Source organism: Pseudomonas sp. PDM24 (assembly GCF_019218905.1).
GTDB lineage: Bacteria > Pseudomonadota > Gammaproteobacteria > Pseudomonadales > Pseudomonadaceae > Aquipseudomonas.
On record NZ_JAHUWR010000006.1, the window covers coordinates 131784 to 144209 of the forward strand.

The window sequence follows — 12426 nt, forward strand, 5'->3', positions numbered from 1 at the left end:
AGCCGCCCTGTTCACTGGGACGGCGCAAGAGTCGCACGCTCACTCATGAACGCCTCCAGACGCGAGCGCAGCCAGCGCTCGGCCGGATCGCTGTCGACATGACTGAGCCAGACCATGGACAGGTCCAGGGTCGGCGTCTTGAACGGAAACGGCTCCTTGAATAGTTGGCCGGACGCGGCCATCGCTTCAGCCGTGTAATCCGGCAGGCTGGCGATCAGATCGGTGCCGGCGAGCAAGGCCGGCAACGAGCTGTACTGCGGAACGGACAGCACTACCTGGCGTGTACGACCGATCTCCGCCAGCCATTCATCGGCGTAGCCACTGACATTCGCGGTATGGGACACCAGCACGTGCGGCCGCGAGCAATATTCATCAAGGGTCAGCGGTGTGTCCGATGCGTCTGCACGCAAAATACTGGGCTGGATGTGTCGCAGCAATTTGCGTTTGGCGTTGGCTGGCAGGCCGCGGGTCTGGCTGATACCAACGGTGATATCACCAGACGCCAGCAGGTCGGGAATGCGCCAGTAGTCGACATGCTGAACCACGAACACCACCTTCGGCGCTTCCTGGCGCAAAGCACGCAGCAGCGGCGGTAACAGGCCAAACTCGACATCGTCCGACAGCCCGATGCGAAACGTCATGGTGCTGCTGAGCGGATCAAAATCATGGGTCAGGCTCAAGGCCACCGACAGGGAATCCAGCGCCGGGGACAGGTGCAGAATAATTTCCTCGGCCCGCGCCGTCGGCTCCATGCGATGGCCGACCCGAATGAACAGCGGATCATTGAACATCGTCCGCAATCGGTTCAGCGCCGCACTGATGGTCGGCTGACCGAGGAACAGCTTCTCCGCCACCCGTGTGACGTTGCGTTCGAGCATCAATGTCTCGAACACCACCATCAGATTGATGTCGGCCTTGCGCAGTTCGTTGCGATTCATCTGTTGCACCCCGATCCCAGACGGCGGACAGTTTAGGGAGGTGTTGCGATCGGCGTCTATGCAGGTTGGCAAATGACCCGATCCCTAAAAATCCAGGGCACTTATACGAGCGTTCGGAAAATAAAGAAGCTGCTCTGACTGAGCAGCTTCACCACCCTGGAGTCTATATCTCCTTGACCGGGGTCTGATCATGAGTCCCTTTGATCAAACTGATGGCATGCACGCAATCAGACTTGTTGACGTAAGCCTCCCCACTGGCAATCGTTTCATGATTCCCCGCCCGCAAACGCCAGCGCCATTGGCCCTTGCCAGTTTGTGCGATACCACGGGTTTGCCTGTAAATCTCAAAATACATTGATCGCTCCTTGCGACTGCTGATTACGACAGGTCAGTGACCTGCAGAACCAGAGTAGATGAGGAATTTTTGCGGCAATGTCTTTCAATGTGAGGGGATATTTCGAAGATAACCTCTTGATTCACGAAGTGATCAACAAATACAGGGGATGGTAATTAAAGCGACTCAGTGGAGGTACTTTTCTCGGGAACAGGCATATTTTTCTTACGCTGTTGAGCTGATTTATCCGACGCGGAAAAACTGAGGTAAATGCAGTGAAAGTGGCCGGTCGGAAAAATCCGCACAAACGAAAAAGCCCCGTAGCTTATTCAGCTACGGGGCTTTTTCTATGTAATGGCGGAGAGATAGGGATTCGAACCCTAGGTACCGGTGAAGGTACAACGGATTTCGAATCCGTCCCATTCGGCCACTCTGGCATCTCTCCAACGGCGCGCATCATAACAACACTTTTGCCGGAAGCGAACCCCCTAAGCGAAATTTTTCCGTGCTATCAGATGCTTGCGTCGATTAAAGCGGTACGCCCAGACGATTGGCGACTTCTTCGTAAGCTTCGATGACGTCACCGAGGCCCTGACGGAAGCGGTCCTTGTCCATTTTCTTGCCGGTGGCCTTGTCCCACAGACGGCAGCCGTCCGGGCTGAACTCGTCGCCCAAGACGATGGAGCCGTCGGAGAACACGCCGAATTCCAGTTTGAAGTCGACCAGCAGCAGGCCGGCGTCGTCGAACAGTTTGCTCAGGACTTCGTTGACCTTGAGCGACAGTTCTTTCATGCGAACCAGTTGCTCGGCGGTGCCCCAACCGAATGCCACGACGTGGGATTCGTTGATGAACGGGTCGCCCTTGGCGTCGTCCTTCAGGAACAGTTCGAAGGTGTAAGGGTTGAGCTTCATGCCCTCTTCAACGCCCAGGCGCTTGACCAGGCTGCCGGCGGCATAGTTACGCACGACGCATTCGACCGGGATCATGTCGAGCTTCTTCACCAGGCATTCGTTGTCGCCCAGCAGTTTGTCGAATTGAGTCGGCACGCCGGCTGCTTCGAGTTTCTGCATGATGAAGGCGTTGAACTTGTTGTTCACCATGCCTTTGCGGTCGAGCTGCTCGATGCGCTTGCCGTCGAACGCCGAAGTGTCGTTGCGAAACAGCAGGATCAAGCGGTCAGCGTCATCGGTCTTGTAAACCGATTTGGCTTTGCCGCGGTAGAGTTCTTCACGTTTTTCCATGATGGGCTCCGCTTGCTAAGTAGGTGGGCTAGGCGATATGTCGCCAGTCGAGCCCTGAATCTTGATCGGCCAGTTGCAGCCAGTCCGGGTCGCACCCGAGGGTGTCGACAAAACATTGCCGGGCCAGCTGCGGCAGGTTGTTCTTGCTGCTCAGATGGGCCAGGACCAGGTGTTGCAGGCCTTGCCAGCCCAACTCGGCCACCAGGAATGCCGCCTGATGGTTGTTCAAATGTCCCAATTCACCGCCCACCCGCTGCTTGAGAAAGTACGGGTAGTGACCGCGAGCCAGCATGTCACGGCAATGATTGGACTCGATCATCAATGCATCGAGGTCCCGGTAGCCGTCCAGCACCTTGTTGCAATATGAGCCCAGGTCGGTCAACAGGCCGAAACGCCGCTGACCGTCGCTGAAGACATACTGCGTCGGCTCCTGTGCATCATGGGCCACGGCAATGACGCCGATGCTCAGGTTACCGATTTGCAATTGCTCGCCGCCAGCCAGAAAGCCTGCGGGTTCAATCGGTTTGCGCATCCCGCGCAGGGTCCCGCGACTGAGGTAGACAGGCAGATTGTAACGCCGAGACAGCAAACCCACGCCATGCACGTGATCGGCATGTTCGTGGGTCACGAGTATCGCGCTCAGCTGCGAAGGGTTCACACCCAGTCGCAGCAGGCGTTTTTCGGTTTCTCGCAGGGAGAAACCACAATCCACCAGTACATACGTGTCGTCGCTGGCTATCAGCGTGCCGTTCCCTTGGCTACCGCTGCCGAGAACGGCAAAACGCATGTGATCAGCCCAGGTTGTCCTGAATCACGCTCAACACTTTACGCGCCACATCTGCTGGCGCCACGGTGTTGATGTTTTTCTCGACGGTGACTTGGACGTTCTCGCCAACCTTGCTCAGGCGAACCTGATAACGCTCGGCGCGGGCTTCAACTTCTTCCTTGTCCGGCTTACTGCCGAACAGACCGCTGAAGAAACCTGGTTTCTCGTCCTTTTTCTCGGCTTTTTCGGCGAGGTTGATGTAGTACAGGCCCAGGCTTCGGTTGATGTCTTCAACACGCCATTCGCCCTGTTCCAGCGCACGACCGACACTCGACCAGGCACGATCCAGGTCGGAACCGACGTTGAGCACCGGGTTGCCGCTGCCATCTTCGGTCAGGCTGACACGACTTGGCGTATCGAAATCACGAGAGGCCAGCATGGAGACCGAACCGCCCTTCTCCGAGGTGCGGCTCATGCTCGCGAGCATGTCGTCGACCAGTGCTGCGTCCAGGCCGGTGTTAACCGAACGATTGGTAAAATCCACATTGGCGGTGCTGCCGGCAGGCCGCTCGGCGCTGACCACGTAGACTTCACTGGTGTTGCGCTGCACGCCTGGTTCGATACGCACCCGCACACGGCTTTCACTGTCGGCGCCGACCCCGGCTGCGCTCAGGCGCTTGGCCATTGCTGCGGACAGTTCGTCGGAATGCTGCCAGGTGGTGGTGAATTCGCCAGTTTGCGGGCGTTGCTCGTCCAGACGGAATCCGTTGTCCTGGAAGAACTGCACGGCCACGGGCCAGACTTCGGCCGGTGGGTGCTGGGCCATGACCCAACGCGAATCGCCGCTCTTCTGCAGGGTGTAGTCGCTGGCATCAGCCGCGGCCGACAGCGGCTGCGGACGAGGCACGATGTATTCGCCCTTGGCGGTATCGTCAGCCACGTTGCGCGGGATCGGCAACAGCGGATCCAGACGCTTGGCGGTGCTGACGTCCGGTGGCAGTTGCATCGGTGCAGTCTGTTGCGCTTCCAGGTAGTCGCTACCGCGGTCACGGAAATAACCTTCCGGGCCCCAGACCCATCCGCAGCCACTGGTGCTGGAGATGATCAAGGCAAGTGCGGAAAGTCCGGCCAATCGCTTCATGCGTAGTACTTCCTCAATTAAACCAGGACGCCGGACTGGCGCATGGCCTGCCGCAGCGGTTCGTGACAGGCAGCGCTGAGCCAGGTGAGCGGCAGACGGATACCGTCCGGCATCAAGCCCATTTCATGCAGTGCCCATTTCACGGGGATAGGGTTGGATTCGATAAACAGGGTTTTATTGAGCGGCATCAGCTTTTCGTGGATCGCCCGGGCCTTGACGGCATCACCGGCCATGGCCGCGGCACACAACTCGCTCATGGCACGCGGTGCGACGTTGGCGGTCACCGAAATATTGCCCTTGCCGCCGAGCAGCATCAGCTCGACCGCGGTCGCGTCGTCACCGGAATACACCAGGAAGTCGCTGCTCACGCCGGCCAGGATGTCCTTGGCGCGCTGCAGGTCGCCCGTGGCTTCCTTGATGCCGATGATGTTCTTCACGGTCGACAGGCGGATCACCGTCTCGGCCTGCATGTCGCATGCGGTACGGCCCGGCACGTTGTAGAGAATCTGCGGGATGTCGACGGCTTCGGCGATTGCTTTGAAGTGCAAGTACAGGCCTTCTTGCGTCGGCTTGTTGTAATAAGGGGTTACCAGCAGGCACGCGTCGGCGCCGGCGTTCTTCGCGTTGGTGGTCAGTTCGATCGCTTCGCGCGTCGAATTGGCGCCCGTACCGGCGATCACCGGAATACGCCCTGCAACCTGGGCAACCACGCGACGAATCACTTCGATGTGTTCGTTCACGTCAAGCGTGGCCGACTCACCTGTAGTGCCGACCGCCACGATGGCGTTGGTGCCCTCTTGCAGGTGGAAGTCCACCAGTTTGCTCAGGCTGTCCCAGTCGAGACGACCCTGTGCATCCATGGGTGTGACCAGTGCCACCATACTGCCCGCAATCATGCAACCGCTCCTGCCGGAAAAAGAGAGCGGTAATGGTACTGGCGCCAAGATGCTTGTACAAGCGAAGTACTGCGCTGCTGCCATTCCCCTTGGCGCTGCTTTTCGCTACCCTTCAGACTTTGATCGGTACTGATAAGCTCGTACGCCGTGTTCCAGCCTCCATTTTCGGCATCACAAGCCCCGATCCAGCGTTGCCACCCCTCGCTCTCGCCACTCTGGAGCACGTCGCAACCTTCGGCCGGGTTTTCTGAATTCGCATCCGCAGGCTCGTCCCGGTAAAAAAAGCCCTTAAAAGTATCGACCGCTCATCGCTTTAGGAATGCTGCATGTCCACCCCCACAGTTCGCGAACAATTCCTTGTCATCAGTGCCCTCGGCGCCAACCCCATGGAGCTGACTAACGTCCTGTGCCGTGCCAGCCATGAAAACCGCTGCGCCGTGGTCACCTCTCGTCTGACCCGCCATGGCGAATGCAGTGCGCTGATCCTCGAGATCTCCGGCAGTTGGGACGCCCTGGCGCGCCTCGAGGGCAGCCTGCCAGTGCTGGCCAAACGGCACGCCTTCACCGTTAACGTGGTCCGCAGCGCGGCCCTGGAGAACCGTCCCCAGGCCCTGCCATACGTTGCCTACGTCAGCTCGGCCTACCGTCCGGACATCATCAACGAGCTGTGCCAGTTCTTCATGGATCACAACGTCGAACTGGAGAACCTGACCTGCGACACCTATCAGGCTCCGCAGACCGGCGGCACCATGCTTAACGCCACGTTCACCGTGACCTTGCCGGCCGGCACCCAGATCAGCTGGTTGCGTGACCAGTTCCTGGATTTTGCCGACGCCATGAACCTGGACGCACTGATTGAACCGTGGCGCCCACAAAACCCAATGTAAGGAAGCTTTCATGGCCGTAGCCATCGACCAACCGGTTGCCGACTTCGAAGCACCCGCCACCAGCGGGCAATCCGTCAGCCTCGCGGGCCTCAAAGGCAAGCAAGTGGTGATTTACTTCTATCCGAAGGACAGCACGCCGGGCTGCACCACCCAGGGTCAGGGTTTTCGTGATCAGCTTGAAGCTTTTAAAGCCGCCAATACCGAAGTTTTCGGCGTGTCTCGCGACAGCCTGAAATCCCATGAAAACTTCAAGGCCAAGCAGGCGTTCACCTTCGAGCTGATCAGCGACAAGGAAGAAGCGCTGTGCCAGCAATTCGACGTGATCAAGCTGAAAAAGCTCTACGGCAAGGAATACATGGGCGTTGATCGCAGCACATTCCTGATCGACAAGAACGGAGTACTGCGTCAGGAATGGCGCGGCGTGAAGGTGCCAGGGCATGTGGATGCGGTTTTGGCTGCGGCTCAGGCGCTGAACAAGGCCTGATCATTTGGGCGTCTGTCCGGACGCCTTCGCGAGCAAGCCCGCTCCCACAGTTGACCGAGTTACCCGGGCAAGCACGGTCTAATGTGGGAGCGGGCTTGCTCGCGAAGAGGCCCTCTGCCCCACCGCATAACCCGCACCGACAATTAAAGCAGCGGCGCCACCATCGGTTCCTTGCGCGGCCAGGCATCCAGCACAGCCTTGAACAGCGTTGCCAGGGGAATCGCAAAGAACACCCCCCAAAAGCCCCACAACCCACCAAACAACAGCACCGCGCAAATGATCGCCACCGGGTGCAGGTTGACCGCTTCCGAGAACAGCAGCGGCACCAGCACGTTGCCGTCCAGTGTCTGGATGATCCCGTAGACCGCCATCAAATAGATGAACTGATCGCTCCAGCCCCACTGGAACAGTGCAATCAGCAGCACTGGCACGGTCACCACCACCGCCCCGACGTAAGGCACCACCACCGACACACCCACCAGCAACGCCAGCAGCGCCGAATAGTTGAGCCCCAGCGCCACGAACGCGATGTAAGTCACCCCACCGCAAATGAAGATTTCGATGACCTTGCCGCGAATGTAATTGGCGATCTGCCGGTTCATTTCCTGGGCGACCCGGGTAATCAGCGCCCGCTCGCGCGGCAGATAACCTCGGACCCACTGGCCGATCATCTCCCGGTCCTTGAGAAAGAAGAACACCAGGATCGGCACCAGCACCAGGTAGATCATGATGTTCACCAGCAGCGGCAGGCTCGACAGTGAGAATGTCAGCGCCCACTGGCCGAACTTGCCGATCTCGCCCCGTGCCACCTCGATCGCCTGCAGCACTTGCTCATCCGATACCAGATGCGGATAGCGCTCGGGCAGCAGCAACAGCAGCGACTGCCACTTGGCGAGCATGCCGGGCAATTCGTTGAACAGCGTGATCAGTTGGTGCCAGAGCAGCGGTACCACGACGATGATAAAGACCAGCAACACCCCCATGAACAACGCGAAAACCAGCCCCACCGCCACGCCACCCGGCACGCGCAGGCGCTCGAGGGTCACTACCAGCCCCTGCATCAGATACGCCAGCACCATACCGGCCAGTACGGGCGCGAGCATTCCACCCAGGGTGAGCACCGCGGTAAATGCCAGAAACAGCAGCACCGCCAGCACCACGGCTTCTTCATCCGAGAAGTAGCGCTGAATCCAGTCGCGTAACACCTTGAACATCAATAATCCTTAGAAACGAACGCAGCAGGTTTCAGGCTTTTTTCAACCAATAGCGGTAAACGCCCGCCTCATCTTCTTCACGAAGCAGCGTATGACCGGCCAATCGGGCAAAGGTGCGAAAGTCGCGCTGGGAACCTGCATCGGTGGCGATCACCTTGAGTACCGCACCGCTGGCCAGTCGGTTGAGCTCCAGTTTGGCTTTGAGCAACGGCAGCGGACAATTCAGACCGCTGGCGTCCAGTTCGGCGTCGTGGGTTACTGCGTCAGTCATCGAATCACTCCGGGGCGGGGGTTAGGACGCTTAGAATATCTGGTCCCAAGCGTAGTGTCCGGCTACAGTAAGGTCTTTGTCGACTAAGGCTTTGTGCATGACTTTTTTGCGCCCTACCCTGCTGACGCTCGCTTGCCTGCTCGCCTCACCGGGCTTCGCCGACGACTTGCCGTCACTTGGTGACGCCAGTTCTGCCATCGTCTCGCCGCAACAGGAACACCAATTGGGCCGTGCCTGGCTGGCGCTGTTGCGCAGTCAGGTGTCGCAGCTCAACGATCCGCAGCTCAAGGATTACGTCGAATCCAGCGTCTACCGTTTGGTAGAAACCAGCCAGGTCAATGACCGGCGTCTGGAGTTCATCCTGATCAACAGCCCACAGCTCAACGCTTTTGCCGCGCCGGGCGGAATCGTCGGCGTCAACGGTGGCTTGTTCCTCAATGCCCAGACCGAGGGTGAATATGCTTCGGTAATGGCCCACGAACTGGCTCACTTGTCGCAGCGTCATTTCGCCCGCGGTGTCGAAGCGTCGCAACGCATGCAAGTGCCCATGATGGCTGCGCTGCTGGCTGGCATCGTGATTGCCGCGGCCGGTGCAGGCGATGCAGGGATCGCGGCCATTGCCGGTACCCAGGCAGCGGCGATTCAGGAACAACGACGCTTCTCGCGCCAGAACGAACAGGAAGCCGACCGTATCGGCATCATGAATCTGGAAAAGGCCGGCTACGACCCGCGCTCGATGCCGACCATGTTCGAACGGCTGATGCGCCAATACCGCTTCGACGCCAAGCCACCAGAATTCCTGCTGACTCACCCGGTAACCGAATCGCGGATCGCCGACACCCGCAACCGTGCCGAACAGGCCAAACCGGGCGGTATCGAAGACAGCATGCGTTATCAGCTGATTCGGGCGCGCGTGCAGCTGATCTATGAAGAAACCCCAGGCCTGGGCGCCAAGCGCTTCCGGGCCCAACTCGATGAAAACCCGAAAAATGACGTGGCGCGCTATGGCCTGGCGATCGCCGAGATCAAGGGCGGCCAGCTAAATGAGGCTCGGGAGAACCTCAAGCTGCTGCTGGCCAAATCGCCGAACGAGATCATCTACAATCTGGCGCAGGTCGATCTCGACATCACCAATAATCGTCTGCCCGATGCTCAATCTCGGGTCGACCGGATGCTCACTCAATACCCCGGCAACTACCCGCTGAATCAGGTGCGCGTCGACCTGTTGCTCAAGCAGAATCGAGCGGCCGATGCGGAAAAAGCACTGGAAACCCTGCTCAAGAGCCGACCCGATGATCCGGACGTCTGGTACATGGTGGCCGAGACTCGTGGCCTGTCGGGCAACATCATCGGCCTGCATCAGGCTCGTGCGGAGTACTTTGCGCTGGTCGGCGACTATCGCCAGGCAATCCAGCAACTGGACTTCGCCAAGCGCAAGGCTGGTAGCAACTTCCCGCTGTCATCGCGGATCGACGCACGCCAACGTGAGTTGATGGAGCAGGAACGCATGGTCAAGGACATGATGGGCTGACCGCTTCAGAAACAAAAAATCCAGGTACAAAAAAACCGCCTCTCTCGAGGCGGTTTTTTATTCAGCCGACAACCGGTTTATTCAGCCAGTTTGAAGGTGATGAAGCTGGCGCGTCCTTGACGCAGAACTCGCATCGACACCGAGCGGTTCTTCGGCAGCGCCTTGGCAATGTCCGTGAACTCCTTGGAGGAGCCAATCGCCTGGTTGTTCAGGTGAGTGATCACGTCGCCCGGCTGCAAGCCGATCAGGGCAGCAGGACCGTCCTGAACTTCCTTGATCACCACTCCACCCTTGAGGTCGAGGGTTTTCTTCTGCTCTTCGGTCAACTCGACCACGGAAACACCCAGGCGATTGCTGCTGCGCTCGACGCTGGATTTAGGCAGGGCGTCCAGCTCTTTGCCTTCCTCAGGGATAGCGCCGACGGTCAACTCGACGTTCTTGCGCTTGCCTTCGCGGATCACTTCAAGATCAGCTTTCGAGCCAGCCTTCAGCGCGCCCACCAGATGCGGAAGATCGGCAGACATGACGATCGGTTGACCATTCATGCTGAGGATCACGTCGCCCACTTGCAGACCACCCTTGGCAGCCGGACCGTCATCCTGGATCTGAGCCACCAGCGCACCGGCCGGCTTCTCGAGACCGAACGACTCGGCCAGATCCTTGTTCACTTCCTGGATGACTACGCCCAACCAGCCACGACTGACTTTACCGCCGCTTTTCAGCTGATTGGAAACGTCCATCGCCACATCGATAGGGATCGCGAACGACACGCCCATGAAGCCGCCGGAACGGGTGTAGATCTGCGAGTTGATGCCGACCACTTCACCGGCCAGGTTGAACAGCGGACCACCGGAGTTACCCGGGTTGATCGGCACGTCGGTCTGGATGAACGGCACATAGTTTTCGTTCGGCAGGCTACGGCCGATGGCGCTGACGATACCTTGGGTCACCGTGTGATCAAAACCGAACGGCGAACCGATGGCCACGACCCACTGACCGGCTTTCAGGTCCTGGGACTTGCCAAGCTTCAGAACCGGCAGGTCCTTGCCTTCGATTTTCAGCAAAGCAACGTCGGAGCGCGGATCGGTACCGATCAGCTTGGCCTTCAACTCACTGCGATCGGCGAGGCGCACGAGAATCTCGTCGGCATCGGCAATCACATGGTTGTTGGTCAGGATGTAACCGTCGGACGAAATAATAAAGCCCGAGCCCAGGGATTGCGCTTCACGCTGACGATCGCCACGGGGGGAACGCGGCTGCTGCGGCATGCCCCGTTCAAAGAACTCGCGCAGCATCGGCGGCAAGCCTTCAAGGTCAGGCATTTGTTCGCTGGACACCTTACGGTCCGGCAACTTCTGGGTAGTACTGATGTTAACCACCGCGGGCGAGGCTTGCTCGACCAACTGCGTGAAGTCAGGCAACTCGACCGCTTGCGCAGCGACCGCCTGACCGAGCACCAGCACGGTGGCAAAAATGGAGAGATAAGACTTCAAGCGTGGTATCGACATACGGCTCCCGTTACGACGAGCATGGTTAAGCGATATGGAGCAAGGAACACCGGAAACGATACGCCGGTATTTTTGTTCCGGGAACAACAAACAAGGCCAGAGCCGAGGGGTTCTGACCTATAAAAAAAATTCGGGATATTTGCAAATGAAAATGCTCGGCAAAACATTTCGAGACATTAATGGCGCGACAGCCATTACCGATCCCCGCTCCAACCAGCCCCAGATAGGCGAGCACGGCTGACTCAACTCACTGCTTGCTGGTAGCCGCGGCATCGTTGCGCATGGACAGCGCAATCCGTTCGGCGGTGCCAATCGGTATTTCACCGACAACGGTCACCATCATCTCGCCTTGCGGTGTAGTCAATCGCCGGGAGACAGCAACGGTTGGCCCCAGCTGGGTGCGCGTATCAGTGACTGTTGCGCCATTCAACGGCTCAAGGAATACCGAGAATCGGGCCAGACCGTCGTCGAACATCAGACTGTTGACCTGGGCTTTGGTCTCCGGGTCCTTGTGAGAGGTACTGCTGGTCAACTCGAAACCTGGCGGTAACCAGTCCGAATGCCAGACCTGCGCAGTTTTGACGGCGGAAGCCTTGTCACTGTCGAGGGTAATAGGTTTGCAATCAGAACCTGCCTGCAAATCGCTGTCGGAAGGCATCTGGGCAGTGTCCAGTCGGGTGAACTGGAACCGTTCGAGCAGTTGCCCTTTGTCATTGAGCAGCAATGACTTCAACGGCAATCCGGTTTCCTTGTCCAGATGCAGCTCAAAACCGTAACGATGCTGATCGCGAGGCTTTAACGACACGATCACCGCCGCACGCCCGGCCACACGCGACTTGCCAATGACGGCAAGGTCATACCAATTCTTTAGCTTTTGTGGATCGAGTGCCCGAGCGGTGGAGTTGGGTGTGTCCCCCAGCCCTGCTATCAGGGTGCCGCTCACGCATTGAGTATGCCCATCAATGCGCACGACTTCCTGTGCCGAGCCGTCGAGCTGGAGTAAACGCTCGCGGACCTTGCCATCCTGGACGCGATGCCAGATGTTATGGGTAGAGAAACTACCGTTACGCTCGTAGACGAAAGTACCGTGGAAGCTCTGCGTTTGCTCCGCCTGCCCCAGACGCTTCAGCCAGTCCTGGGCTTCATCGGCGTGGGCTGGAACAACAAACCAGCCGCTGAGCAGAAGCGTAAGTAGAGGTATGGCGCGCATGATC

Annotated in this window: 14 protein-coding genes and 1 tRNA gene; 4 read left to right on the plus strand and 11 right to left on the minus strand. The window is 58.6% G+C overall.

Features of this window, described 5'->3' with window-relative positions:
- Positions 1-11 precede the first annotated feature (11 nt).
- The 7 genes from KW837_RS20100 to dapA form a co-directional block, all read right to left on the minus strand.
- Positions 12-938: a LysR family transcriptional regulator gene (locus KW837_RS20100; protein ID WP_218398179.1), complete on the minus strand. Its 927-nt coding sequence runs from the start codon at positions 936-938 to the stop codon at positions 12-14.
- Positions 939-1101: 163 nt separating this feature from the next.
- Positions 1102-1293 (minus strand): DUF1508 domain-containing protein, encoded by a 192-nt coding sequence (locus tag KW837_RS20105; protein ID WP_008074435.1) that lies wholly within the window; start codon positions 1291-1293, stop codon positions 1102-1104.
- A gap of 334 nt (positions 1294-1627) precedes the next feature.
- Positions 1628-1717: transfer RNA gene (locus KW837_RS20110), tRNA-Ser, on the minus strand.
- Between the two features lie 83 nt (positions 1718-1800).
- Entirely contained in the window at positions 1801-2514 is a 714-nt protein-coding gene (gene purC, locus KW837_RS20115) for a phosphoribosylaminoimidazolesuccinocarboxamide synthase (RefSeq protein WP_007898671.1), read from the minus strand.
- A gap of 28 nt (positions 2515-2542) precedes the next feature.
- Complete coding sequence (locus KW837_RS20120; RefSeq protein ID WP_007898669.1) at positions 2543-3301, minus strand: MBL fold metallo-hydrolase; 759 nt, start codon at positions 3299-3301, stop codon at positions 2543-2545.
- Positions 3302-3305: 4 nt separating this feature from the next.
- Positions 3306-4421, minus strand: coding sequence for an outer membrane protein assembly factor BamC (bamC, locus tag KW837_RS20125; RefSeq protein WP_218398181.1), 1116 nt, complete (start codon positions 4419-4421; stop codon positions 3306-3308).
- A 17-nt stretch (positions 4422-4438) separates the two neighbouring features.
- The gene (gene dapA / locus KW837_RS20130; protein WP_030132650.1) at positions 4439-5317 is read right to left on the minus strand and encodes a 4-hydroxy-tetrahydrodipicolinate synthase; all 879 of its coding nucleotides are present in this window, start codon (positions 5315-5317) and stop codon (positions 4439-4441) included.
- A 326-nt stretch (positions 5318-5643) separates the two neighbouring features.
- Here dapA and KW837_RS20135 point away from each other — a divergent pair, with 326 nt between their 5' ends.
- Both KW837_RS20135 and KW837_RS20140 read left to right on the plus strand, forming a co-directional pair.
- Positions 5644-6204 (plus strand): glycine cleavage system protein R, encoded by a 561-nt coding sequence (locus KW837_RS20135; RefSeq protein ID WP_007898662.1) that lies wholly within the window; start codon positions 5644-5646, stop codon positions 6202-6204.
- 10 nt (positions 6205-6214) lie between these two features.
- Positions 6215-6688, plus strand: a complete 474-nt coding sequence (locus KW837_RS20140) for a peroxiredoxin (RefSeq protein ID WP_218398183.1) — start codon at positions 6215-6217, stop codon at positions 6686-6688.
- 143 nt (positions 6689-6831) lie between these two features.
- On the opposite strand, the gene KW837_RS20145 is transcribed toward KW837_RS20140, so the two are convergent.
- Together KW837_RS20145 and KW837_RS20150 are read right to left on the minus strand one after the other, a co-directional pair.
- Entirely contained in the window at positions 6832-7902 is a 1071-nt protein-coding gene (locus KW837_RS20145) for an AI-2E family transporter (RefSeq protein WP_218398185.1), read from the minus strand.
- 31 nt (positions 7903-7933) lie between these two features.
- Complete coding sequence (locus KW837_RS20150) at positions 7934-8173, minus strand: sulfurtransferase TusA family protein (RefSeq protein ID WP_007898654.1); 240 nt, start codon at positions 8171-8173, stop codon at positions 7934-7936.
- A gap of 97 nt (positions 8174-8270) precedes the next feature.
- Between KW837_RS20150 and KW837_RS20155 the strand changes: the two genes are divergently transcribed.
- Positions 8271-9704, plus strand: a complete 1434-nt coding sequence (locus KW837_RS20155) for a M48 family metalloprotease (RefSeq protein WP_218398187.1) — start codon at positions 8271-8273, stop codon at positions 9702-9704.
- 77 nt (positions 9705-9781) lie between these two features.
- Here the strand turns inward: KW837_RS20155 and KW837_RS20160 are convergent, their stop codons facing one another.
- Positions 9782-11212, minus strand: a complete 1431-nt coding sequence (locus tag KW837_RS20160; protein WP_218398189.1) for a DegQ family serine endoprotease — start codon at positions 11210-11212, stop codon at positions 9782-9784.
- A 34-nt stretch (positions 11213-11246) separates the two neighbouring features.
- Here KW837_RS20160 and KW837_RS20165 point away from each other — a divergent pair, with 34 nt between their 5' ends.
- On the plus strand, positions 11247-11453 hold the full coding sequence (locus tag KW837_RS20165; RefSeq protein ID WP_123499080.1) for a hypothetical protein: 207 nt from the start codon (positions 11247-11249) through the stop codon (positions 11451-11453).
- Between the two features lie 6 nt (positions 11454-11459).
- On the opposite strand, the gene KW837_RS20170 is transcribed toward KW837_RS20165, so the two are convergent.
- Positions 11460-12422 (minus strand): MucB/RseB C-terminal domain-containing protein, encoded by a 963-nt coding sequence (locus KW837_RS20170; RefSeq protein ID WP_123499083.1) that lies wholly within the window; start codon positions 12420-12422, stop codon positions 11460-11462.
- Positions 12423-12426: the final 4 nt, after the last annotated feature.

Bases quoted from the DNA above. Each gene is read 5' to 3' on its own strand.
- KW837_RS20170 (WP_123499083.1), bottom strand. From the start codon at position 12,422: ATGCGCGCCATACCTCTACTTACGCTTCTGCTCAGCGGCTGGTTTGTT.
- KW837_RS20155 (WP_218398187.1), top strand. From the start codon at position 8,271: ATGACTTTTTTGCGCCCTACCCTGCTGACGCTCGCTTGCCTGCTCGCC.
- KW837_RS20150 (WP_007898654.1), bottom strand. From the start codon at position 8,173: ATGACTGACGCAGTAACCCACGACGCCGAACTGGACGCCAGCGGTCTG.
- KW837_RS20100 (WP_218398179.1), bottom strand. From the start codon at position 938: ATGAATCGCAACGAACTGCGCAAGGCCGACATCAATCTGATGGTGGTG.
- purC (WP_007898671.1), bottom strand. From the start codon at position 2,514: ATGGAAAAACGTGAAGAACTCTACCGCGGCAAAGCCAAATCGGTTTAC.
- KW837_RS20135 (WP_007898662.1), top strand. From the start codon at position 5,644: ATGTCCACCCCCACAGTTCGCGAACAATTCCTTGTCATCAGTGCCCTC.
- bamC (WP_218398181.1), bottom strand. From the start codon at position 4,421: ATGAAGCGATTGGCCGGACTTTCCGCACTTGCCTTGATCATCTCCAGC.
- KW837_RS20105 (WP_008074435.1), bottom strand. From the start codon at position 1,293: ATGTATTTTGAGATTTACAGGCAAACCCGTGGTATCGCACAAACTGGC.
- KW837_RS20145 (WP_218398185.1), bottom strand. From the start codon at position 7,902: ATGTTCAAGGTGTTACGCGACTGGATTCAGCGCTACTTCTCGGATGAA.
- KW837_RS20160 (WP_218398189.1), bottom strand. From the start codon at position 11,212: ATGTCGATACCACGCTTGAAGTCTTATCTCTCCATTTTTGCCACCGTG.
- dapA (WP_030132650.1), bottom strand. From the start codon at position 5,317: ATGATTGCGGGCAGTATGGTGGCACTGGTCACACCCATGGATGCACAG.
- KW837_RS20165 (WP_123499080.1), top strand. From the start codon at position 11,247: ATGGAGCAAGGAACACCGGAAACGATACGCCGGTATTTTTGTTCCGGG.
- KW837_RS20120 (WP_007898669.1), bottom strand. From the start codon at position 3,301: ATGCGTTTTGCCGTTCTCGGCAGCGGTAGCCAAGGGAACGGCACGCTG.
- KW837_RS20140 (WP_218398183.1), top strand. From the start codon at position 6,215: ATGGCCGTAGCCATCGACCAACCGGTTGCCGACTTCGAAGCACCCGCC.